The organism is Gordonia sp. 852002-50816_SCH5313054-c, assembly GCF_001665925.1.
Classification (GTDB): domain Bacteria; phylum Actinomycetota; class Actinomycetes; order Mycobacteriales; family Mycobacteriaceae; genus Gordonia; species Gordonia jacobaea.
Map to the genome: position 1 here is coordinate 1 of NZ_LZTE01000057.1, position 22,155 is coordinate 22,155.

Below are 22,155 nucleotides of genomic sequence, written 5' to 3' on the forward strand. Positions count from 1 at the left end.
ATGCGATCGTCGGGAGCGTCAGATGTGTATAAGGGCCCGACCATGCGGTCGGGCCCGACTCATTTTCCGAGGAATTCCGATGGAACCGATCGAGATCAACGCGGGCGCCTGGTACCTACGCGGAGTCCGCGACGACGAGCGGATCTCCGACTCAGCAGCTTTGCGCGACCTGGGCGTCGACGATCCCGAAGCCTATGTGCGGCAAGTAGATTCGGAGTGGTCCGACGAGTCGTCGTTCACCTGGGCGGTCTGCGAGCCGACGACGGGCGAGCTCGTGGCGACCGTGTCGGTCATTCTCGACGACGATCGCGCGAGGCTCGTCGGAGATGCCCGCGACGGCTACGACGACGCGCTCGCTTCCGCGTATCCGGTCGTGGCCCGCTTCGCCACGGGAGCACTCGGCGTCACGGTGTCCGACCCGCAGACGTGACGAGCATCAACTCCTCGTCGATGCACGCGCGAGTACGTTGAGTTGTAGGGAAGTAACGACCTACAGGAGATGGTTCACGATGGCAGAGTTCTCCACAGTTGCAGTGCTCGGTGCGGGCGTCCTCGGTTCCCAGATCGCATTCCAGACCGCGTACAAGGGATTCGACGTCACGTCCTACGACATCAATCAGCAGGCGCTCGACGCCGCGTCGAAGCGATACGACGAACTCGTCGAGACCTACAAGCGTGAGGTTCCCGGCGCCGCCGACGGCGCAGCGGAGGAAGCGCGCAAGCGCATCACCCTTACCGACGACCTCGCGAAAGCCGCTCAGGCCCAACTGATCATCGAAGCGGTGCCCGAAGTCCTCGAGCTCAAGCAGGACACCTACCGCAAGCTCAACGAACTGGCGCCGAAGGACACGATCTTCGCGACCAACTCGTCGTCGCTGCTACCGAGCGATCTCGAGTCGTCGACGGGTCGGCCCGACAAGTTCCTCGCGCTGCACTTCGCCAACCGGGTCTGGCAGTTCAACACCGCCGAGATCATGGGCACCAAGGACACCGACCCGGCGGTCTACGCCAAGGTGGTGAAGTTCGCCGACGAGATCGGCATGGTGCCCATTCAGATCCACAAGGAGAAGGCCGGGTACGTTCTCAATTCGCTGCTGATCCCGTTCCTCAACGCGGCACTCGAACTCGCCGCGGGCGGCTACGCCGATCCCAAGGATGTCGACAACACCTGGCGCATCGCCACCGGATCGCCGCTGGGACCGTTCCAGATCTACGACGTCGTCGGACTGATGACGCCGTACAACATCTTGATGAATGGCGATCAGGGCAACCGACACCTCGGCGCGTGGCTCAAACAGAACTACATCGACAAGGGCAAGCTCGGGATGGCCAGCGGCGAGGGGTTCTACACCTACCCCAAGCAGGAGCAACCTGCCTGAGATCGATGACGGCCCGGCGCTACGGCTCGTCGATGTCACGTCCCGACGCCAGGTCCGCACAATCGACGGTTTCGACGATGTCGGCGTGCGCGCGCAGATATGCCGCGGCGCCGACATCGCCGTTCAGCGAATCCATGACGGCCACAAGGTGGTCGGCTCCGAGATAGACCGGATGTCCCGGGACCCCTCGATACGTCGCGCGCACCACGGCATCGCGTCGACGCCCCGACTGCCCGACGACGCGCGCAACCACCTCGCCACTCACATCCGGCATGTCAACAACATGTAAAACCACTCCGGCGGCATTGTTCTTCTCAGTCGCCCACATGAGTGCTGCGCGCACACTCGCCGACAGCCCATCAGCCCAGTCGCCGACGCGGATCGTCGCGGCACCATCGGGGGCCTCCACGACCGCCGCGCCCATCGTCACGGCCACGTCGTCGCACCCGCCAACGGTCAGCGCCGATACCGCGTTCGCCAGCCATTCCCCGTGCGCCGCAAGTATTTTCGGCTTTCCGTAGCGACGCCCCGCGCCCGCGGCGAGCACAACACCGACCACCGGATCGCCGCCGAAAAACTCGGGACGGTCCGCCTCGTCAGGGCGTGCGATGTTCACGGGAGCCGATCGTAGTCGCGTGTCGGAGATCTCCGTTTTAACGTCGCGGAAACGTGCACTTTCCGATGCGCGAGAAGTCGCGCGCGGGTCCACTATCTATCTGCTGACGCGCATCCCTTCGCAGTCGGCGCCACATTCGTGTGCGCGGAACACCACCATCCGTTGGAGGCGATCACGACAACCGAGGCGACGCCCGCGTCCCCGCCGGCGAAGAAGCGCAAGCGCGTGCACCCCGTCGATCAGGTGCCGCCACCCGGCAAACTCGTCGCGCTCGGTGCACAGCATGTCGTCGCGTTCTATGCGGGCGCGGTGCTCGTGCCCCTGCTGATCGCCCGCGCGATCAAACTCGACTCCGACGCACTGACGATGCTCATCACGGCCGACCTCTTCACCTGCGGAATCGCATCGCTGCTGCAGTCAGTCGGCATCTGGAAGATCGGCGTGCGCCTGCCGCTACTTCAGGGCATCACGTTCGCCACGCTCGCCCCGGTCATCCAGATCGCCAATCAACACGGCGGCGGTCGTGTCGGACTACAGACCGTCTACGGCGCGGTGATCGCTGCCGGTGTGTTCACCTTCCTCATCGCACCGTTCTTCGCGAAACTGATCCGCTTCCTACCACCGGTGGTGACCGGCACACTGATCACGATCATCGGCGTGTGCCTGATCCCGGTCGGTGCGGGTGACGCCGTGACCAACCCGGCGGAGCATCTACACGACAACGCCAACTGGAAGTGGGTCTGCTACACGCTCGGCACCATTCTGCTGATCGTGCTGATGCAGCGCTTCTTCCGCGGTTTCATGGCCACGATCGCTGTGCTCCTCGGTTTGGTCGTCGGCACCTTCGTCGCCTGGCTGTGCGGCGACGCCACGTTCAGTTCGGTCGGCGAGGCAGCATGGCTCGGCTTCACACCGCCGTTCGCCTTCGGCGCACCGAGGTGGGATCTCGTCGCCATCGTGTCGATGATCGTCGTCCTGCTGGTGGTCGCCGTGGAATCGACCGGATCGATCTTCGCCACGGGCGAGATCGTCGGCAAGCGCATCAAGAAGGAGGACGTCGCGGCGGGCGTGCGCGCCGACGGCGTCGCCACCATCTTCGGCGGCATCTTCAACTCGTTCCCGTACACGGCATTCTCCGAGAATGTCGGTCTGGTGCGCCTGACCGGAGTCAAGAGCCGCTGGGTTGTCGCATGTGCAGGCGTCATCATGATCATCCTGGGCTGCCTACCCAAGCTCGCGAAGATCGTCGAGTCGATTCCCGCCCCGGTGCTCGGTGGCGCCGCGCTCATCATGTTCGCGACGGTGGCCATCGTGGGTATTCAGACGCTCACCTCGGTCGACTTCACCGATCACCGCAACCTCATCATCGCAGCAACCTCGTTGGCAGTTGCGCTCTACGTGCAGTTCTCGCAGTCGTCGAGCCCGACCACCGTGATCGAGAAGGGCGGCGCGCACGTCGATGTACCCGCCCTCCCCGGCGTCGACCAATCGATGCCCAACATGATCCTGCAGATACCGTTCTCGACGGGTATCACCATGGGCGCGATCACCGCAATCCTGTTGAACCTCTTGTTCTTCCACATCGGACGACGCGGCCCGGCGGTCGCAGGCCGCGGTGCTATCACGCTCGACGCGGTCAACAAGATGAGCTTCGTCGAGTTCAACGAGACGTTCGGCGGCCTCGTGCAGAACGTCGACTGGGTGGTCGAACGCGCCTACGAGCAGCGTCCGTTCGAGGACGTGCACGATCTGCGCAGCGCCTTCCAAGAGGCCATGCTGACCGGAAGCGACGAGGAACAACTCCAGCTCATTCAGGCCTTCCCCGACCTCGGAGCCGAAGACGAGACCGGAGAGTTGACCGCGGTCGATCACAAGGGGCTGTCACACCTGGAGGAGACCGAGCACGAGAACGTCGTCGACCTCGCGAAGGCCTACAAGGAACACTTCGGGTTCCCGCTCGTCATCGACGCACAGGAGGCCGAGCGTTACGACCGCGTGCTGCGCAACGGCTGGGCACGCATGGACAACTCCGAGACCTCGGAGAAGTCGTTCGCCCTCATCGAGATCGCGAAGATCGCCAACCATCGCTTCGACGATCTGGTGGCCGACGCCAACCCGCTGACGTCGGCTCGGTTCAGCCGTCAACCGGAACTCTCGTAGGCTGACCGCGTGCGACGAGTCGATTGGCGAGGCCTCCCGAGCTTCAACGAGCTGTCCGAACTGCGTGCGATCAGCACGCTGTACGAATGCTGTAGCTCGTCGATCTGGGCGTTACGCGTTGCCAAGGCGCGGCCCTTCGTCGACGACGAAGCGCTCCTGGAGTACGCCGATCTGATTCTCGCCGAACTGACCGAGTCCGACCTCGACGAGGCGCTGTCCGGGCATCCCCGCATCGGAGACCGCCCCGACAACGCCTCGTCGAGCAGAGAGCAGTCCGGGGTCACCGGCGCCGACCCCGAGGTACTCGCAGAGCTCAAACAGCTCAACAAGGAGTACGACGAGAAGTTCGGACACGTCTACCTCGTGTTCGCCAACGGACGCCCCGCAGAAGAACTGCTCGCGATCCTCAAGGAGCGCATCCGCAACGACGCGCCGACCGAACGACGTGTCATGCGCATGGAGCTCGCGAAGATCAATCGCAGTCGGCTGCAACGGATGTTGACTCCCGCCATCGAGTTCGTCGACGACTAGGCTGAGCCCTATGACCGGTCTGTCCACCCACGTACTCGACGCCACCAGTGGTGCGCCCGCCGTCGGAATGTCGATCACACTGCGCGATGTCGACGGCGAGCGCCTCGCGTCGGGAACCACCGACAGCGACGGCCGCATCTCACAGGTCAACGTCGACCCGCTCGCCCCGGGCACCTACCACCTCGTGTTCGCGACGGCGGATTGGTTCGGCGCCAACGGAATTGTCGGCTTCTACCCGCAGATCGACATCTGCTTCACCGTCGACGACCCGAACCGGCACTATCACGTACCGGTGCTGCTCAGCCCGTACTCGTATTCGACGTACCGCGGAAGCTGACGCTCACGCGTCCCGGGTGACCGGAGTGTAGGGCGAGATGTCGTATGCGGTCTGAACCAGCTCGGCACGCTTGCCGTCGTTGAGCGTCCGGTCCCACTGCGCCGAGACCTGCGACTTGATGTCGTCAACGGTGTGGGCGGGCAGCACGTGTCGGTAGTCGGTGTCGGCACCGGTGAGCACGTCGAGAGTGACCTCGATGACTTCCTCCGGGTCGAACTGCTCATGCGGAAACGAGAGCTTCTCGTAATCGAAGAGCCGGGTTGACGGATCGTCTTCCCACGACTTCCACGCCTCGAACATCGTGTCGTTGAACCCGGTCAGGAATGGGCCGGGGTTGATCGTCGCCACCGTGATCCCGTACTCGCTGAGCTCTTGATCGAGCGCATCGGCAAACGCTTCGACCGCGTGCTTCGACCCGGCGTAGGCACCGGTGAACGGGTCGACGGTGAGGCCGGCCACCGACGACATGAACACGATCTTGCCGCCGCCCTTGGCGACCATGGCCTTCGCGATCGGCTCGGTCCGAAGACGTTGACCTCGAACTGCCTCCGGATATTCGCGGCGGGAATGTCCACCGACGACCCGCCCTCGGAGATTCCCGCGTTGTTCAGCAGGACGTCGACGTCCCACTGGGCCGCTTTGTCGCGATCTCCTTCGTCGGTGACATCGAGCTTCTCCACGCGCAGGTCGACGCCGCGTTCCTTCGCCTCGGCGCGCAGGACATTGACCTGCGCGATGATCTCGACACCTGCGATGACGTCGTGGCCCTGCTCCGCGAGGCGCAGTGCGACCTCCTTGCCGAAGCCGCTGCCTGCACCGGTGATGAGATACGTGGTGTTCGTTTGTTCAGTCACCTATCTGGTTCGGAACCGTTGGGTTCGCGGATTCATGGCGATGGTCGTCTACTGGGTCACAACGGTGAGGCTGACGACAAAAAGGCTGCGCTATGCTGCAACGGCAGCTGGTTCGCCCGCCGGGAATTGTGATGGAGCCCCTCCGTCCCGCGCGCGGCGTCGAATCCGGCCACCGTAATCGGCGGTCGGGTGAGAGGGAATCCGGTGAGAATCCGGAACTGTCCCGCAGCGGTATGTCGGAACGACCGCCGTCACCAAGCACTGGGCACGAGCCCGGGAAGCGACGGCCACTAGGAATCTCACCTCGTGTGAGCCCGCCGACGAGTCCGAAGACCTGCCTCCTGTACCGGTCGCGCCGCGACCGGTGGCTCGCCGCCTCGTGGACCGGGCGCAGGTCGATCAGCGTGTCGTGGTGTCTTCTGCACACCACCCGGGGCTTGTCGACTCTCCCTGCATGGCGGTGAACCGTCCACGTCGAATGCAGGAGTTCACGAACTCATGTCCATCAATTCAGCAGACACCACTGTCTCCACGACGGCGTCCGATCAGGTTGGCAGGCCGTTCACCGCCACCGTGCCCGGCACTCCGCGGATCGGCCCGCGCCGCGAACTCAAGCGGGCCATCGAAGGCTACTGGGCGGGCCGCGTCAGCGCCGCCGAGCTCGAGCAGATCGCAGCCGGACTGCGCCGCGACACCGTGACACAGTTGGCCGCAGCCGGTTTCGACTCGATCCCGGTCAACACCTTCTCGTACTACGACCAGGTACTCGACACCGCGGTCCTCCTCGGTGCACTCCCCCGCCGGTTCGACGGCATCGCCGATCCACTCGACCGATACTTCGCCGCGGCACGTGGCACCGCGGACATCGCTCCCCTGGAGATGACCAAGTGGTTCGACACCAACTACCACTATCTGGTCCCCGAAATCGGCGGCGACACCACGTTCGGACTGCACCCCGACAAGGTTCTCGGCGAGATCGCCGAAGCCCGGGCGCGCGGCGTCGACGCCCGACCCGTCATCATCGGGCCGATCACCTTCCTGGCACTCGCCAAGGCCGTCGACGGCGCGCCCGCGCCACTGACGAGGATCGACGACCTGCTCGGGGTGTACGAGCAGCTATTCGCACAGCTCGCGCAGGCAGGAGTCTCGTGGGTCCAGATCGACGAGCCGGTTCTCGTCACCGACTATGCCGAAGACCTTCCCGCACTGGTCAATTCGGTGTACTCGAGGCTCGGTGCCGCCACCGAGCGTCCTGCGCTCTTCGTCAACACCTACTTCGGTGACCCCGGTGCGTCTCTCGCCGCCCTGGCGCGTACACCGGTCGAAGCCATCGGCGTCGACCTCGTCGAGGGCTCGGTCGACTCGGTCGTCGTGGTCCCGGAACTCGCCGACAAGCTGCTGGTCGCAGGCGTCGTCGACGGTCGCAACATCTGGCGCACCGACCTCGACAAGGCGCTCGCCACCCTCGGCACCTTGTTGGGATCGGCACGCGCGCTTACTGTTTCGACGTCGTGCTCGACGCTGCACGTGCCCTACACGCTCGACGCCGAGGACGGACTCGACGACAACCTGCGAGGCTGGCTGGCATTCGCCGCGCAGAAGTATGACGAGGTCGGGGTGCTCGCCCGCGCACTGCGCAACGGTCGTGAGTCGGAGCGGGATGCCTTCGAGGCGTCCGCCGCGGCGCTGGCCACGCGCACAAGCGATCCGCGGGTGCATGTCCCGGCGGTGCGTGCTCGCCTGGCGGCCGTCACCGACACCGACATCACGCGGATGCCTGCTGCAGAGCGCATCGCGGCACAGAATTCGCAGCTCGAACTTCCTCCGCTGCCGACCACCACGATCGGCTCCTACCCGCAGACCTCGGCGATCCGACTCGCCCGTGCCGCGCTGCGTTCGGGCGAGATCGACGAGCCGGAGTACGAGCGACGGATGCGCGCCGAGATCGCCGATGTGGTTGCGCTGCAGGAGAAACTCGGACTCGACGTACTGGTGCACGGCGAGCCCGAGCGCAACGACATGGTCCAGTACTTCGCCGAACAACTCGACGGCTTCTTCGCCACGGCCAACGGGTGGGTCCAGTCGTACGGAACCCGGTGCGTGCGGCCGCCGATCCTCTACGGCAACGTCGTGCGCACGCAGCCGATGACCGTCGACTGGATCACCTACGCGCAGTCGCTGACCAACAAGCCGGTCAAGGGAATGCTGACCGGTCCGGTCACGATCCTCGCCTGGTCGTTCGTCCGTGACGACCAGCCGCTCTCGGAGTCGGCCGATCAGATCGCGTTGGCTATCCGCGACGAGACCGTCGACCTCGAGAAGGCCGGAATCACCATCATCCAGGTCGACGAGCCCGCACTGCGTGAGCTCCTTCCGTTGCGAGATGCGGACAAGCAGCGCTACCTCGACTGGGCGGTGCGCGCGTTCCGCTTGTCCACCTCGGGTGTCGCCGACTCGTCGCAGATCCACACCCACCTCTGCTACTCGGAGTTCGGTGAGGTCATCGGCGCGATCGCCGACCTCGACGCCGACGTCACGTCGATCGAGGCAGCCCGCTCTGCGATGGAGATCCTCGACGACCTCAACGCCGTCGGATTCTCGAACGGCGTCGGCCCCGGCGTCTACGACATCCACTCGCCACGGGTACCGGGCACGGCGGAGATCGAACGGTCCCTGCGCGCAGCGTTGAAGGCGGTTGGCCCGCAACGACTCTGGGTCAATCCCGACTGCGGACTCAAGACCCGCACACCCGGCGAGGTGATCGCGTCGCTGACCAACCTGGTCACCGCCGCGACGACTGTGCGGGCTGACGTCGAGGACTGATACGGACCGGGAATCGACGGGATGAGTCCATCTCGTCGATTCCCTGTCGATCGTCTCGTATCGTTTCAGTCATGATCATCGACGCGCTGGTCGCAGAGATCATCGACCTCGCGAACACCCGCTCCCGCGTGGTCGTCGGATTCACCGGCCCACCGGGAGCGGGTAAGACGACGGTCGCGCGTCGGGCGACTCTCGAACTCGCCGACCGCCTCGGCGACGCTCACATCGGGTATCTCCCCATGGATGGCTTCCATCTCGCGACGCCGATGCTGCACCTACTCCGCCGAACCGAACGGCGCGGGGCCCAGGACACCTTCGACGTCGACGGATTCGTCGCGACGCTCCGCAGGGCCGCCACGCCGGACACCGAGGTCTACGCACCCGACTTCGACCACAACCTCGGCGAGCCGATCGCAGCAGCCGCCCTGATCCCCGCAACAGCGAGAATCGTTGTGGTCGAGGGCAACTACCTCGGATTCGACGGCGCGTGGGCCCCTGTCCGTCGACTCATCGACCGCATGTGGTTCGTCGACCTACCCGACGCCATCAGACATGAACGCCTCCTGGCGCGGCACGTCGCCACCGGGCGGAGCGTCGACGATGCTCTCGAGTGGATCAGGCGCGTCGACGACCCGAACGCCGCTCAGATCAGGGCGACCCGTGCACACTCCGACGCCGAGCTCGACGCCACCACGATCGACTGACCGCCGAGGCTCGAGTTGCACCGCCGCGTGGGGCGCTGCCGCCGATCCGTATGACAGAATGCCCGCGATCCGGGCCAAGTGTCATACGGATCCGCCGCGCCGCGCCGCCGAACCCGCCCGGCCTCAGCCGATTTCGATCAGCAGGTCGCCGGGCGCGACCTGCTGCACGGACGTCACCGCGACCCGGGCGACCTTGCCGCCGACCGGCGCGGTGATGGTCGCCTCCATCTTCATGGCCTCGATCGTGCCGATCGCCGCGCCCGCTGCGATCTCGTCGCCGACGTTCACCGACAGCGACACGACGCCCGCGAAGGGTGCGCCCACGTGGTTCGGGTTCGCCCGATCGGCACGCTCGGCGGCCGCGACCTTGGAATCGACGGACCTATCTCGCACTGCGACCGGCCGCAACTGACCGTTGAGCACACACATCACCGTGCGCATGCCCTTCTCGTCGGGTTCGCTGATCGCCTCGAGGCCGATCAGCAATTCGACGCCCGGCTCGAGTTCCACTCGGTGCTCGTCGCCGTAGCGCAGTCCGTAGAAGAACTGATTGGCCGACAGCCTCGACGTATCCCCGTAGGTTTCCTGATGCTCCTCGAATTCCCTTGTCGGACCGGGGAACAACAGCCTGTTGAGGGTTTCCTGCCGCGGTCTGCCCGCTGTGTCGAGTGCGGTGTCGTCGGCGGCACTGAGTTCTTCGACGGGGCGCGGCGCCGTACGACCGGCCAGTGCGCGGGTACGCAACGGCTCCGGCCACCCGCCCGCGGGCTCACCCAGTTCGCCACGGAGAAAACCGATGACGGAGTCGGGGATGTCGTAGGAACCGGGGTTCGCGGCAAAGCCAGCGGGCGCGATGCCCTGCCCGACGAGAGCGAGAGCAAGGTCGCCGACGACCTTCGACGACGGCGTCACCTTGATCAGACGCCCCAGCATCGCATCGGCGGCAGCATAGGCCTCTTCGACGGCCTCGAAGCGGTTACCGAGCCCCAACGCGATGGCCTGCTGACGCAGATTCGACAACTGGCCGCCCGGGATCTCGTGCGAGTAGACGCGCCCGGTCGGTGCGGGAACACCGGACTCGAACGGGGCGTACACCTTTCGCACCGCTTCCCAGTACGGTTCCAGGTCGCAGACCGCCTTGAGGTCCAGCCCGGTGTCGCGTTCGGTGTGCGCAAACGCCGCGACGATCGCCGACAGGGGCGGCTGACTCGTCGTGCCGGCCAAGGGTGCCGACGCGCCGTCGACTGCGTCTGCCCCCGCGTTGACGGCCGCGAGGTACGTCGCCAACTGCCCGCCAGGCGTGTCGTGGGTGTGGACGTGGATCGGCAGATCGAACTCGCTTCGCAACGCACGGACCAGCTTGTCGGCCGCAGGTGCACGCAGCAGACCCGCCATGTCCTTGATGGCGAGGACATGCGCGCCTGCGTCGACGATCTGCTCCGCCAGGCGCAGGTAGTAGTCGAGCGTGTAGAGCTTCTCGTCGGGGTTCGCGAGGTCGCCCGTGTAGCTCATCGCGACCTCGGCGACCGCGCGATCGGTCTCGAGCACCGCGTCGATGGCGGGTCGCATCTGTTCGATGTTGTTGAGCGCGTCGAAGATTCGGAAGATGTCGATGCCCACGTCCGTTGCCTCGGCGACGAATGCCGTCGTCACCTTCTGCGGGTACGGCGTGTAGCCAACGGTGTTGGCACCGCGAAGCAGCATCTGCAGGCAGATGTTGGGGATCTCCTCGCGCAACTGCGCCAACCGATCCCACGGATCTTCCTTCAGGAACCGCAGCGCGACGTCGTAGGTGGCACCGCCCCAACACTCGACCGACAGCAACTGCGGGGTCGTCGCCGCGACATACGGTGCGACGGCGAGCATTCCGCTCGTCCGTACGCGCGTCGCGAGCAACGACTGATGGGCGTCGCGGAACGTCGTGTCGGTGACACCGACCGCCGCGCGGTCACGAAGGTCACGCGCAAAACCGCTGGGCCCCAAGGTCAACAGTCGCTGCCGCGAGCCGTCGGGTGGTGCGAGTAGTTGCGCACGGTCGAGGGCAGGAAGCTTGTCGCGCGGGTACACCGTGCTCGGGCGTTCCCCGTGCGGCTTGTTGACCGTCACGTCCGCGAGATACGAGAGGATGCGCGTGCCGCGGTCTGCCGATCCACGCGAATTCAACAACCACGGGCGGTCTTCGATGAACGACGTCGTCACGTGTCCCGCAGCGAAGTCGGCGTCGTCGAGCACCGCCTGCAGGAACGGGATGTTGGTCGCCACACCGCGAATGCGGAACTCCGCCAAGGCACGTCGTGCGCGCCGCACCGCTGTGTCGAAGTCGCGACCCCGGCAGGTCAGCTTGACCAGCATCGAGTCGAAATGGCCGCTGATCTCTCCGCCGAGGACCGCACCGCCGTCGAGTCGGATGCCCGCACCACCCGGCGTGCGGTAGGCGGTGATACGCCCGACGTCCGGCCGGAAACCATCCGACGGATCCTCGGTGGTGATACGGCACTGTAGTGCTGCTCCACGGATCGCGATCGAGTCCTGACTCAACCCCAGGTCGTCGAGCGACTGCCCCGACGCCACCCGCAACTGCGCACCGACAAGGTCGACGTCGGTGATCTCCTCGGTCACCGTGTGCTCCACCTGAATGCGCGGATTCATCTCGATGAAGACGTGCCGACCCTGTTCGTCGACCAGGAATTCGACGGTCCCGGCGCACGAATAGCCGATCTGCTTGGCGAATGCGACGGCGTCAGCGCAAATCCGCTCACGCAGTTGCGGATCGAGATTCGGTGCCGGTGCCAATTCGACGACCTTCTGGTGCCGACGCTGCACGCTGCAGTCACGCTCGAAGAGGTGAATGACGTTGCCCTGCGTGTCGGCCAGGATCTGCACCTCGATGTGGCGCGGATTGATCACGGCCTGCTCGAGAAACACCGTCGGGTCGCCGAACGCGGTATCGGCCTCGCGCGACGCCGCCGAAATGGCTTCGGCGAGATCCTCACGCTTCGCGACGCGACGCATACCGCGGCCACCGCCACCGGCGACGGCCTTGACGAACACCGGGAACTGCATTTCGGCGGATGCCGCGACCAACTCGTCGACGTCGGCCGACGGTTCCGAGGACGCCAGCACCGGCAAACCGGCAGCCTTCGCCGCGGCCACGGCCTCGGCCTTGTTGCCGGTCAACTCGAGTACGTGCGCGGGCGGTCCGACAAACGTGATGCCGTGCTCGGCACACGCCGCTGCCAAGCCCGCGTTCTCCGACAGGAAGCCGTAGCCGGGATATACCGCATCTGCACCCGAATGCAGTGCGGCACCGATGATCTCGTCGACGGACAGATACGCACGGACCGGATGACCCGGTACGCCGATCTGGTACGACTCGTCGGCCTTCAGTCGGTGCAGCGAATTGCGGTCCTCGTACGGGAACACCGCGACCGTTTTTGCCCCGAGCTCGTATGCCGCACGAAAGGCACGGATCGCGATCTCTCCACGATTTGCGACCAGGACTTTCTCAAACATCTCGGGACACAACTTTCGTTCGTCGAATACACGTTGCCCGGGCAGGCACCCACAGGACAGGCACCGCCGTCGTCGTCGACCTTATCCGCAAGTGAGGGTGATACCTCACTTTTGTCTCAAAGTGTGAGAGAGCGCTGCGAGGGCCCCGTGTAGCTGCTCAACGGACGGATCAGCGAGTTCGACGCTGCCTGTTCCATGATGTGCGCAGTCCACCCCGTGATGCGGCTCATCACGAAAATCGGCGTGAACGATCCGATGTCGAAGCCCATCAGGTGGTACGCGGGTCCGGTCGGGAAGTCGAGGTTCGGTCTGATGCCCGTGCGCTCGTCCATCAGCCGCTCGAGTTCGGTGTAGATGCGCAGCCACCGGTCCTCGCCGAGCTGCTCGGAGACCTCGACGAGAGCCGCACGCATCGTCGGCACCCGCGAATCACCGTTCTTGTAGACGCGATGGCCGAACCCCATCACCTTGTCCTTGTTCTCCAGCTTGTGCTCGAGCCAGGCGACCGCCCGTTCTGGGCGGTCGATTTCGATCATGTCGTACATGACCGCCTCGTTCGCGCCGCCGTGCAGCGATCCCTTCAGCGCTCCGATCGCCGCCGTCACCGCGCTGTAGATGTCCGACTGAGTCGACGTCACCACACGGGCCGCGAAGGTCGATGCGTTGAAACTGTGCTCGGCGTAGAGCACCATCGACTTCTCGAACCCCGAGACGACCACCGGATCGGGAACTTCCCCGAAACACATGGCCAGAAAGTTCTCCGCGTAGCCGAGTCCATGGTGCGGGGCGATCGGGTCGAGTCCGCGTCGTCGACGCATATCCGCCGCGACGATGGTCGGCAGGATCGAGAACATCCGCAGGGCCTTGTCGTAGTTCGCGGTGGGCGCCGCATTGTCCTCGTCCGGGTCCTCGGTGCCGAGGTAGCTGATGACCGTGCGAACGACGTCCATCGGGTGGCAGTTCTCCGGAATACGGGCGAGGACGGCCTGCGTCGACCGATCGAGTCGACGACTCGCCCGCTCCCGCTGCGTGAACGCGGCGAGTTGGGCGTCGGTGGGCAACTCGCCGTGCCACAGCAGGTACGCGACCTGCTCGAAGCTGCAGCGCGCGGCGAGATCCTGTACGGGATAGCCCCGGTAGGTCAACGAATTCGTCTCGGGCACAACCTTCGAGATCGCAGTGGTGTCGACGACGACCCCGGCAAGACCCTTGTGAATAGCAGGTTGGCTAACTGGCGGCGCGCTCATGGATGTACCTCCGGCGTGGAATTCAGGGTGAAGTTGAACAGTTCGGAATCGAAGTCGTTGTAGTCCGCGTAGCGCAGCAACTCGTAGAGCCTGCTCCGGTGCTGCATGTCGTCGAGGAGCCCCGATTGTGTTCCGGTAGAGGCAATCTCCCGAAGTCCGGACTCGACGGCACCCATCGCGATGCGTAGCGTCGTCACCGGATAGATGACCGCGTTGTAGCCGAAGTCCCCCAGTTGTTTCGCAGTGAGCAGGTCGGATTTGCCGAACTCCGTCATGTTGGCAAGGAGCGGAACGTCAACGGCCGCACGAAATCTCTCGAACTCCGAGGCGTCACGCAATGCCTCCGTGAAGATGAGGTCGGCGCCGGCATCGGCGTACGCCTTGGCGCGGTCGATCGCGGCGTCGAGACCCTCGACGGCACGCGCGTCCGTCCGCGCGCAGATCACGAAGTTCTCGTCGCGTCGTGCCGTGACCGCTGCCGCAAGCCTTGCGAGCATCTCGCCGACGGGAACGACGTCCTTGCCGTCGAGATGACCACACCGCTTGGGATTGACCTGGTCCTCGAAATGGCAGCCGGACAACCCCGCGTCTTCGAGGGTGGCAACGGTCCGCGCCGCACTCATGGGTTCACCGAATCCGGTGTCGGCGTCGACAAGTGACGGCAGGTTGGTTGCGTGGGCGATCTGCCCGCCGCGAGCGGCGACCTCACTCAGCGTCGTGAGCCCGATGTCGGGGAGGCCGATATCGGCCGAGAGCACAGCGCCGGATACGTACACGCCCTCGAACCCGACGTCGGCTATGAGCTTGGCCACCAGCGGCGAGAATGCGCCGGGCCAACGCTGCAGACTTCCCGACGCCAGGCCCGCCCGCAGCGCGATCCGCTTGTCGGCGGCAGGTACGGATGACGAGAACAGCCCCGCCACAGCGCTTTCCGATGAGGTCATCAGAAGATCCCCGTCCCGATGGTCGGTGCCTTGTCGAGCACGACGGACAGCACTGTCGGATTGAGAGCACCGAGGCTTCCCTCCTCGAGCGACGCGAGACCGGCTGCCGCATCGAGGAATCGACGCTGTTCGGCCGCATCGATCACGCCGTCTGCCATGGTGGAGAACTTGGCCTCGTACTGCTCCCGAGCGAATGGGCGGGCACCGAGCGGATGTGCGTCCGCAACAGCCAGTTCGTCTGTGATGACCTCACCGTTGCGCAGCGTCACAACCGCTTTCGCGCCGAATGCCTTCTCCGCCGGATCGGTGGAGTGGTAGCGGCGGGTCCACTCGGGATCCTCGACGGTCGAGATCTTGCGCCATAGCTCGACGGTGTCGGGACGATTCGCACGTTCGGGCGCATACGACGCCTCGTGGTGCCAGAAACCGTCCTGCAGTGCGACGGCGAAGATGTAGGGCACCGAGTGGTCGAGCGTCTCGCGACTGGCCGACGGATCGAATTTCTGGGGATCGCCGGAGCCCGTGCCGATCACGACGTGGGTGTGGTGGCTGGTGTGCAGCACGATCGATTCGATCTCGGCGAGATCGGTGATCCGCTCACGCATCCGACGCGCGAGGTCGATCGGCGCCTGACTCTGATACTCGGCCGAGTGCTCCTTGGTGTAGCTGTCGAGGATCGCCCGCTTGGCCTCGCCCGGACCGGGAAGCGGTATCTCGTAGACCTTCTCGGGGCCACCGAGTAGCCACGCGATCACGCCGTCCTCGCCCTCCCAGATCGGAGCGGGCGCCCCCTCACCACGCATCGCACGGTCGACGGCTTCGATCGCGATCTTGCCCGCGTGAGCCGGCGCGTATGCCTTCCAACTGGAGATGAGCCCCTTCCGCGACTGCCGCGTCGCGGTTGTCAGGTGCAGGGCTTGGCCGACGGCCTGGTAGATCGTCTCGACGTCGAGACGCAACATGGTTCCCAGCCCCGCGGCGACGGAAGGACCGAGGTGCGCAACGTGGTCGATCTTGTGCTCGTGCAAACACATTCCGCGCGTCAGATCGATCTGGATCTCGTAGGCGGTGGCGATGCCTCGGATCAGATCTGCACCCCCGGCGCCGACGTGCTGCGCCACCGCGACCAGCGGCGGGATGTTGTCTCCCGGGTGCGAGTACTCGGCGGCGAGGAAGGTGTCGTGGAAGTCGAGTTCACGCACGGCAACCCCGTTGGCCCACGCCGCCCACTCCGGGGAGTACGCGCCGGCGACACCGAACACCGCCGCGCCGCGACCGCCCCGCCCGTACGGGTGCGCGAGCGCCTGTGATCGCGCAGTCGTCACCGGCCGACGAATCACCGATGCGGCGCTGACCGCCGCGTTGTCGATGACCCGATTGATCACCATCTCGGCTGTCTCGGTCGGCACCTCGACAGGGTCGACGGCGACCTCGGCGATCTTCTGAGCGAGATGCTCCGACTGCCCGAAGTCCTCGGCACTGCGGCGGGTCCGCACGTTGTGAATGATCATGTTCGCACCGTACGCATCTCGTTCCGCTCCACATAAGTCCTGGCGAATGCGTATTTTTGTGGATGACTACCCGCAAATTTGCGAATGTTGTGAACACATGACGAGCTAGGCTCTGCACATGGCACACCCCTCTGCCGCGACGCCCGGGAGACTTCTCGTAGGAGCTCGCCTACGCAGACTTCGCGACGAGCAGGGACTCTCTCAGGCCGCACTCGCTCGTCGAATCGACAAGTCGACCAGCTACGTCAATCAGCTCGAGAACGATCAGCGGCCGATCACCGTCGGCGTACTTCTCGCACTCACCCGCGAGTTCGACCTCAACGCCGACTACTTCGCGGCCGACACCGACGCGCGCCTGGTCGCCGACCTGGCCGACGCACTTGCCACCGCGCCAGACGGCGGCGACGTCACGCGCGCGCAGATCACCGAGCTCGTCTCCCGAATGCCCGACGTCGGTCGCACGATCGCAGCCCTCCACAGGCGCCTCGTCGCGGCAGAGTCCGAGCTCGACACCTACCGGGGCCAAGCAGCCAACGGCGGAGCGTCGTCGACTCCGATGCCGTTCGAGGAGGTCCGCGACTTCTTCTACGACCGCAAGAATTACATCGACGTCCTCGACCGGGCAGCCGAGGACATGTTCGATCAGCATGGCCTGCGCGTCGGAGGACTCGATCTGCAATTGGCGACGCTGCTGTCACGCGAACACGGCGTCTCCGTGTCGATCAGCCGTGACACCGACCCCGTCGCCGCCGCGCGCCGCCCCAAACGCGTCTTCGATCCCACTCGGCGCGTCGTCCAGCTCGCGGGTCGACTCACCTCCGGGCAACGCGCGTTCCAACTGGCCACCCAGTTGGCGTTGATCACGCAGAGCGATGTGATCGACGCGGTGATCGCCGACGCCGTCGAACTGAGCGAAGAGTCCCGGTCTGTAGCCCGAATCGGACTCGCGAACTACTTCGCGGGAGCATTGTTGCTGCCGTACAGACACTTTCGCGATGCTGCGGAGGAAGCGCGCTACGACATCGAACTGCTCTGCGTCGGCTTCGACGTCAGCTTCGAGACGGTATGTCATCGGCTGTCGACGCTCCAGCGCCCCGGACATCGCGGTGTCCCGTTCATCTTCGTCCGGACCGATCGCGCGGGAAACATCTCCAAGCGACAATCCGCCACCGCATTTCACTTCTCACGGGCAGGAGGGAGTTGCCCGCTCTGGGTCGTACACGACGCCTTCGCCTCGCCGGGGCGGGTTGTCACCCAGGTCTCGCAGATGCCCGACGGCCGGTCGTATTTCTGGCTGGCACGCAGCACCGACGAGGGGTTGGGCTACCTCACACAGCACAAGTCCTTCGCCATCGGATTGGGTTGCGATCTCGCACACGCCGACCGCCTCGTCTACTCCACCGGCATCGACCTCGCCGACGACCGCCGTACGGTACCCATCGGCGCGGGATGCAAGGTGTGCCCAAGACCAGCCTGCCCGCAGCGGGCGTTCCCCCAGGTCGGCAGGCCCATCGACGTCGACGTCACCGTCAGTGACTCCATCCCCTATCGCCCGGCCCGCACAGGGTAGGTGACCTGCGTGAGCGACAGTCCGACGTCGTTCTGTCCGTCACGCATGCGTCGGCGCGTATCCCGTCTGCGGTAACGTCGGGCGAAATGATATCGGTTACCAAGAAGCGCAGCCGTGCTCTCACGGCTCGGTCACTCGTACTCGGGTACGCGTGGCCGGCTCTTGCTGCCCTCGCCGTCTTGGCTGTCACCATAGCGGTGGTCGTAGGTCTCACAGTGCAGTCGTCCCCGGCCGCCGACTCCGCGGCCGCGACGACTGCCGCACGTCCGGTCGCTGCCCCGATCATCCCCAAGCCCTCCTGCCCCGAGAAGTCCGAAGGGAAGGCCATCGTCGTCGGACTCGCGTCGCAACACATGGTCCTATGCCTTGACGGGCAACCGGTTTCCGACATCGCGGTGACCACCGGCAGCGTCGACCGCGGTGTAGGCACACCGCTGGGAACCTGGCGCATCGAAAGTCATGACGTCGATCGCACGCTGAGCGGTCCCGGGTACACGGTGTTCGTGCACTACTGGTTGCACCTGTTCGGCGACATCGGATTCCACGACTCGCCCTGGCAGAAGTTTCCCTACGGCGACACGACGGCCTACAAGACCCGAGGCTCCGAAGGCTGTATTCACGTGCCCGGCAACGAGATCAAGCACCTCTACGACTGGGCCGGCGACGGCACGCCTGTCACGATCACTGCCTGAGTCTCATATCGACTCAGGCAGTGATCGTGACCCGGCCGTTCAGGCGACGTCGTCGCTGTTGACCTTCTCTGCGCCGTCGTGACGCCGCGTCGTGAACAGCAGATTCAACGCGATGGCCACGAAGATGCCCACCGCAGCGCCACTGGAGAGCAGTTGTTTGGCCGCCGTCGGGAATTGACTGTAGAAGCCGTTGATCGTGATCGGCAGCAGGGCCACGCCGATCGCCGCAGCCGTGATGATCACGTTGGAGTTCTGGCTGTAGTCGACGCGCCCGAGGATGCGGATACCGACCACCGCGATGGTTCCGAACATCACCACTGCTGCGGCCCCGAGGACGGGCCGCGGGATCGCCGCCACGACCTCACCGACGACGGGAAAGAACGCGAGGCACATCAGCATCGCGCCGGTCAGCGCTGTCACGTAGCGGCTAAACATCCTCGTGATGGTCAGAATGCCGACATTCTGCGCGAACGTGACGTACATGAACGACTGGAACACGCCACCGCCCAGCGCGGTGACCACGCCGTCGGCACGCACGGCCGCTGCCAGGCGATCGCGCGAGACCTTCTGTCCCACCACTTCCCCGACGGCATTGACCTGTCCGGCAAGTTCGACGATGAGCACGATCTGAATCAGGGCAAGCGAGCAGATCGCCAGCAGGTCGAAACGCGGAACACCGAAATGCAGGAGGTCGGGGAACGAGAACGCGGCACCCTCACCGATACCCGAACCGTCGAACATCCCCGTGAGCGCCGCGACAACGACGCCGACGATTATGCCGATCAACACCGAGACCGGTCGAAGCGCGCGCGGCAACAGGCAGTAGCAGAGCACGATGGCCAGCGCTGTTGCAGCCGCCAAGCCGATCTTGGCCGGAGAAGCGAACCCGGGGTCGTCGGGATCGGAACCGACGATCATCTTTCCGCCCGCTGGTATCAACTGGATACCGATAAGCAGGATGGTCGTCCCGATGACGACCGGCGGAAAGAACCGCATGAGCTTGCTGACCAGCGGCGCAATGGCGATCGTCGCAAGGCCGACGACGAGCACCGAACCGTACATCGTCTGCAGTCCCTCACCCTCGCCGATGATCAGCATCGGCGCGATGCCGGTATACGACGCACCGATCACCATCGGCAGCTTCACGCCGACCTTCCAGATGCCCAGCGACTGCAGTAGCGTGCCGAAACCGCACAACAGCAGGTCTGCGGTGACGAGGTAGACGAGATCTGCCCGCGAGAGATCGAGCGCTGCCGACACCACGACGGGCACCGTCACCGTGCTCGCATACATCACGAGCAGATGCTGGAGCGCGAACACGACGAGCCGACCGGGTGAGGGAACCTTGTTCACCGGGTCGATAGCGTTGTCCGACGCAGCGTCGGGGTGGGTCGAGTCGTGCGGCTCGACGCGGGGTGCGGACTGGTCGACGACGATCTGATCGGTCGTCGCGGTGGGATCGAAGTTTTTGCGGACGATCCTGTCGCGGACGCGGGAGACTGCGGTGGGGTTGCTCATGGCCTGTTCCTGTTTCAAGCGGCGCCGAGTGTTCGGCTCTTACACGGCTCCGGCGGCGACCGATTCATCGGAGGAACTGCGCTGTACCCGATCGATCACGGTGGAAATCCGTGAGATCGCACGCGCTTTTCGAAAGCGAAGGAACCGGACTCCGGTTCCCGCGACGCAGTACAGGTCGGGACCCCTACTACGTGCAATCCATCTTGCGTATACAAGTAAAACGGGATCGTGTTACGACCGATTCACATCACGTAACAACAGCGTTAACGTGCCGGTTGGGCGGGTATACTCGCAACGATTGCGCACACCCCGACATGCCGCACCGGCTTGATCGTCGTAGCGTGTCGCTGTGCCCTCAGCAACCCTCATCGAGAATGCCTCCGTGGTGACCGTCGACCCGGATCGTCGGGAATTGACGCGCGCGTCGGTACTCATCGAGGGCACCACGATCACAGCGATCATCGAGACGGATGCCCCGGCGGTGCCGTTGCCTGACGACGTTCTCCGCATCGACGGCACCGGCTGCGTGGTCACGCCCGGGCTCGTGAACACCCATCACCACCTCTATCAGTGGATCACCCGTGGCCTCGCCGCCGATCACACGCTCTTCCAATGGCTGACGACGCTGTACCCGATCTGGGCTGGTATCGACGAGCAGGCGGTGCACACGGCGGCGCTCGGCGGCCTGTCGACACTGGCGCTGTCCGGCTGCACGACGACGACCGACCACCACTACGTCTTCCCGCGTGAGGGCGGCGACCTGCTCGGCGCCGAAATCGGTGCAGCCCAGGCCGTCGGCGTGCGCTTCCACCCGACGCGCGGTTCGATGGACCTGTCCGAGAAGGACGGCGGCCTGCCGCCGGACACCGTGGTGCAGAGCATCGACGAGATCCTCACCGCCAGCTCCGACGCCGTTGCGCGCTGGCATGATCCGGCACCCGACTCGATGCTGCGCATCGCGTTGGCACCGTGCTCACCGTTCTCGGTGACCACCGACCTGCTCCGCGAATCCGCCGTACTGGCAAGAGAACTCGGCGTCCGACTGCATACCCACCTCGCCGAGTCGATCGACGAGAACACCTACTGCGACGAGCATTTCGGTTGCACCCCACTGGAATATATGGAATCTGTCGGTTGGACCGGCGACGACGTGTGGTTCGCCCACGGCATCGAGTTCGCCGACGACGAGATCGCCCGGCTCGCGGCGACGTCGACCGGCGTCGCCCACTGCCCCACCTCCAACGCCCGCCTCGGCAACCACATCTGCCGCACTCGCGACCTCGTCGACGCCGGGGTTCCCGTGGGATTGGGCGTCGACGGCGCGGCGTCGAACGAATCGGCGCGCCTCCTTGAAGAGGCACACCAGGCCGTGCTGATGGCCCGCACACGGGGAGGCCCCACCGCACTCACGACACGGACGGCGATCGAGCTCGCGACCATCGGTGGCGCTCGAGTACTGGGCCGCGCCAACGAGATCGGCTCCATCGAGGTCGGGAAGCTCGCCGATCTCGTCCTCTGGGACCTCACCACGCTCGCGCACGCCGACATCGACGACCCGGTGGCAGCACTGGTTCTCGGCGCCATCCCGCCGATCAAGGCGTCGTGGGTCAACGGCACACAGATCGTCGCCGACGCCGAGCTACTCACCGTCGACACGACGACCGTCGCGGCCGACTGCGCACACGAGCATCGCCGACTGCTGGACAAAGCACGCGGGGCCCGGACATGACACCTCTTCTGACACGTCGGGGACTGT

General features: G+C 65.2%; 16 protein-coding genes, 1 pseudogene and 1 riboswitch. Of the genes and pseudogenes, 10 read left to right on the forward strand and 7 right to left on the reverse strand.

Features of this window, described 5'->3' with window-relative positions; translation table 11 throughout:
• Positions 1 to 79 precede the first annotated feature (79 nt).
• Positions 80 to 430 carry a hypothetical protein gene (locus A5788_RS13415; RefSeq protein ID WP_064868795.1) on the forward strand — a complete coding sequence of 117 codons (351 nt, stop codon included), beginning with the start codon at positions 80 to 82 and terminating at the stop codon, positions 428 to 430.
• Between the two features lie 79 nt (positions 431 to 509).
• The gene (locus tag A5788_RS13420; RefSeq protein WP_049699531.1) at positions 510 to 1,379 is read left to right on the forward strand and encodes a 3-hydroxyacyl-CoA dehydrogenase; all 870 of its coding nucleotides are present in this window, start codon (positions 510 to 512) and stop codon (positions 1,377 to 1,379) included.
• Between the two features lie 19 nt (positions 1,380 to 1,398).
• Here the strand turns inward: A5788_RS13420 and A5788_RS13425 are convergent, their stop codons facing one another.
• Positions 1,399 to 1,995 carry a nucleotidyltransferase family protein gene (locus A5788_RS13425; RefSeq protein WP_231894102.1) on the reverse strand — a complete coding sequence of 199 codons (597 nt, stop codon included), beginning with the start codon at positions 1,993 to 1,995 and terminating at the stop codon, positions 1,399 to 1,401.
• A 162-nt stretch (positions 1,996 to 2,157) separates the two neighbouring features.
• Between A5788_RS13425 and A5788_RS13430 the strand changes: the two genes are divergently transcribed.
• Genes A5788_RS13430 through uraH form a run of 3 tightly spaced genes read left to right on the forward strand, consistent with a single transcriptional unit; the run spans position 2,158 to position 5,023 of the window.
• Positions 2,158 to 4,155: a solute carrier family 23 protein gene (locus A5788_RS13430; protein WP_231894101.1), complete on the forward strand. Its 1,998-nt coding sequence runs from the start codon at positions 2,158 to 2,160 to the stop codon at positions 4,153 to 4,155.
• A 9-nt stretch (positions 4,156 to 4,164) separates the two neighbouring features.
• Positions 4,165 to 4,686: a 2-oxo-4-hydroxy-4-carboxy-5-ureidoimidazoline decarboxylase gene (gene uraD / locus A5788_RS13435; RefSeq protein WP_049699532.1), complete on the forward strand. Its 522-nt coding sequence runs from the start codon at positions 4,165 to 4,167 to the stop codon at positions 4,684 to 4,686.
• Positions 4,687 to 4,696: 10 nt separating this feature from the next.
• The gene (gene uraH, locus A5788_RS13440; protein WP_049699533.1) at positions 4,697 to 5,023 is read left to right on the forward strand and encodes a hydroxyisourate hydrolase; all 327 of its coding nucleotides are present in this window, start codon (positions 4,697 to 4,699) and stop codon (positions 5,021 to 5,023) included.
• A 3-nt stretch (positions 5,024 to 5,026) separates the two neighbouring features.
• Here uraH and A5788_RS13445 read toward each other — a convergent pair.
• Positions 5,027 to 5,877, reverse strand: a pseudogene (locus tag A5788_RS13445) (SDR family oxidoreductase).
• Positions 5,878 to 6,042: 165 nt separating this feature from the next.
• Positions 6,043 to 6,233: riboswitch (cobalamin riboswitch) on the forward strand.
• 142 nt (positions 6,234 to 6,375) lie between these two features.
• On the opposite strand from A5788_RS13445, the gene metE reads away from it, so the two are divergent.
• Complete coding sequence (metE, locus tag A5788_RS13450) at positions 6,376 to 8,700, forward strand: 5-methyltetrahydropteroyltriglutamate--homocysteine S-methyltransferase (protein ID WP_064868792.1); 2,325 nt, start codon at positions 6,376 to 6,378, stop codon at positions 8,698 to 8,700.
• 71 nt (positions 8,701 to 8,771) lie between these two features.
• Positions 8,772 to 9,404, forward strand: coding sequence for a nucleoside/nucleotide kinase family protein (locus A5788_RS13455; protein ID WP_064868789.1), 633 nt, complete (start codon positions 8,772 to 8,774; stop codon positions 9,402 to 9,404).
• Positions 9,405 to 9,527: 123 nt separating this feature from the next.
• Here A5788_RS13455 and A5788_RS13460 read toward each other — a convergent pair whose 3' ends face one another.
• The 4 genes from A5788_RS13460 to prpD all read right to left on the reverse strand — a co-directional run bounded on the left by A5788_RS13460 (position 9,528) and on the right by prpD (position 16,619).
• Positions 9,528 to 12,917 carry a pyruvate carboxylase gene (locus tag A5788_RS13460; RefSeq protein WP_064868786.1) on the reverse strand — a complete coding sequence of 1,130 codons (3,390 nt, stop codon included), beginning with the start codon at positions 12,915 to 12,917 and terminating at the stop codon, positions 9,528 to 9,530.
• A 116-nt stretch (positions 12,918 to 13,033) separates the two neighbouring features.
• Positions 13,034 to 14,164: a bifunctional 2-methylcitrate synthase/citrate synthase gene (locus A5788_RS13465; protein WP_064868783.1), complete on the reverse strand. Its 1,131-nt coding sequence runs from the start codon at positions 14,162 to 14,164 to the stop codon at positions 13,034 to 13,036.
• Positions 14,161 to 15,108 carry a methylisocitrate lyase gene (prpB, locus tag A5788_RS13470; protein WP_064868779.1) on the reverse strand — a complete coding sequence of 316 codons (948 nt, stop codon included), beginning with the start codon at positions 15,106 to 15,108 and terminating at the stop codon, positions 14,161 to 14,163. The genes A5788_RS13465 and prpB overlap by 4 nt, the downstream gene beginning before the upstream one ends.
• Complete coding sequence (gene prpD, locus A5788_RS13475; protein ID WP_064868776.1) at positions 15,108 to 16,619, reverse strand: 2-methylcitrate dehydratase PrpD; 1,512 nt, start codon at positions 16,617 to 16,619, stop codon at positions 15,108 to 15,110. Before prpD ends, prpB begins: the two co-directional genes overlap by 1 nt.
• A 118-nt stretch (positions 16,620 to 16,737) precedes the next feature.
• On the opposite strand from prpD, the gene A5788_RS13480 reads away from it, so the two are divergent.
• Both A5788_RS13480 and A5788_RS13485 read left to right on the forward strand, forming a co-directional pair.
• Positions 16,738 to 18,189 (forward strand): short-chain fatty acyl-CoA regulator family protein, encoded by a 1,452-nt coding sequence (locus A5788_RS13480; RefSeq protein WP_064868773.1) that lies wholly within the window; start codon positions 16,738 to 16,740, stop codon positions 18,187 to 18,189.
• 86 nt (positions 18,190 to 18,275) lie between these two features.
• Positions 18,276 to 18,881: a L,D-transpeptidase gene (locus tag A5788_RS13485; protein WP_064868770.1), complete on the forward strand. Its 606-nt coding sequence runs from the start codon at positions 18,276 to 18,278 to the stop codon at positions 18,879 to 18,881.
• Positions 18,882 to 18,920: 39 nt separating this feature from the next.
• Here A5788_RS13485 and A5788_RS13490 read toward each other — a convergent pair whose 3' ends face one another.
• Positions 18,921 to 20,399: a nucleobase:cation symporter-2 family protein gene (locus A5788_RS13490; RefSeq protein WP_064868767.1), complete on the reverse strand. Its 1,479-nt coding sequence runs from the start codon at positions 20,397 to 20,399 to the stop codon at positions 18,921 to 18,923.
• 349 nt (positions 20,400 to 20,748) lie between these two features.
• Here A5788_RS13490 and A5788_RS13495 point away from each other — a divergent pair, with 349 nt between their 5' ends.
• Positions 20,749 to 22,128 (forward strand): 8-oxoguanine deaminase, encoded by a 1,380-nt coding sequence (locus tag A5788_RS13495; protein WP_064868764.1) that lies wholly within the window; start codon positions 20,749 to 20,751, stop codon positions 22,126 to 22,128.
• Positions 22,129 to 22,155: the final 27 nt, after the last annotated feature.

Excerpts from the sequence above, each read along its gene's own strand:
- uraH (WP_049699533.1), top strand. The coding sequence starts at position 4,697 with ATGACCGGTCTGTCCACCCACGTACTCGACGCCACCAGTGGTGCGCCC.
- A5788_RS13415 (WP_064868795.1), top strand. The coding sequence starts at position 80 with ATGGAACCGATCGAGATCAACGCGGGCGCCTGGTACCTACGCGGAGTC.
- A5788_RS13490 (WP_064868767.1), bottom strand. The coding sequence starts at position 20,399 with ATGAGCAACCCCACCGCAGTCTCCCGCGTCCGCGACAGGATCGTCCGC.
- metE (WP_064868792.1), top strand. The coding sequence starts at position 6,376 with ATGTCCATCAATTCAGCAGACACCACTGTCTCCACGACGGCGTCCGAT.
- A5788_RS13480 (WP_064868773.1), top strand. The coding sequence starts at position 16,738 with ATGGCACACCCCTCTGCCGCGACGCCCGGGAGACTTCTCGTAGGAGCT.
- prpD (WP_064868776.1), bottom strand. The coding sequence starts at position 16,619 with ATGATCATTCACAACGTGCGGACCCGCCGCAGTGCCGAGGACTTCGGG.
- A5788_RS13465 (WP_064868783.1), bottom strand. The coding sequence starts at position 14,164 with ATGAGCGCGCCGCCAGTTAGCCAACCTGCTATTCACAAGGGTCTTGCC.
- A5788_RS13455 (WP_064868789.1), top strand. The coding sequence starts at position 8,772 with ATGATCATCGACGCGCTGGTCGCAGAGATCATCGACCTCGCGAACACC.
- A5788_RS13485 (WP_064868770.1), top strand. The coding sequence starts at position 18,276 with ATGATATCGGTTACCAAGAAGCGCAGCCGTGCTCTCACGGCTCGGTCA.
- prpB (WP_064868779.1), bottom strand. The coding sequence starts at position 15,108 with ATGACCTCATCGGAAAGCGCTGTGGCGGGGCTGTTCTCGTCATCCGTA.
- A5788_RS13460 (WP_064868786.1), bottom strand. The coding sequence starts at position 12,917 with ATGTTTGAGAAAGTCCTGGTCGCAAATCGTGGAGAGATCGCGATCCGT.
- A5788_RS13420 (WP_049699531.1), top strand. The coding sequence starts at position 510 with ATGGCAGAGTTCTCCACAGTTGCAGTGCTCGGTGCGGGCGTCCTCGGT.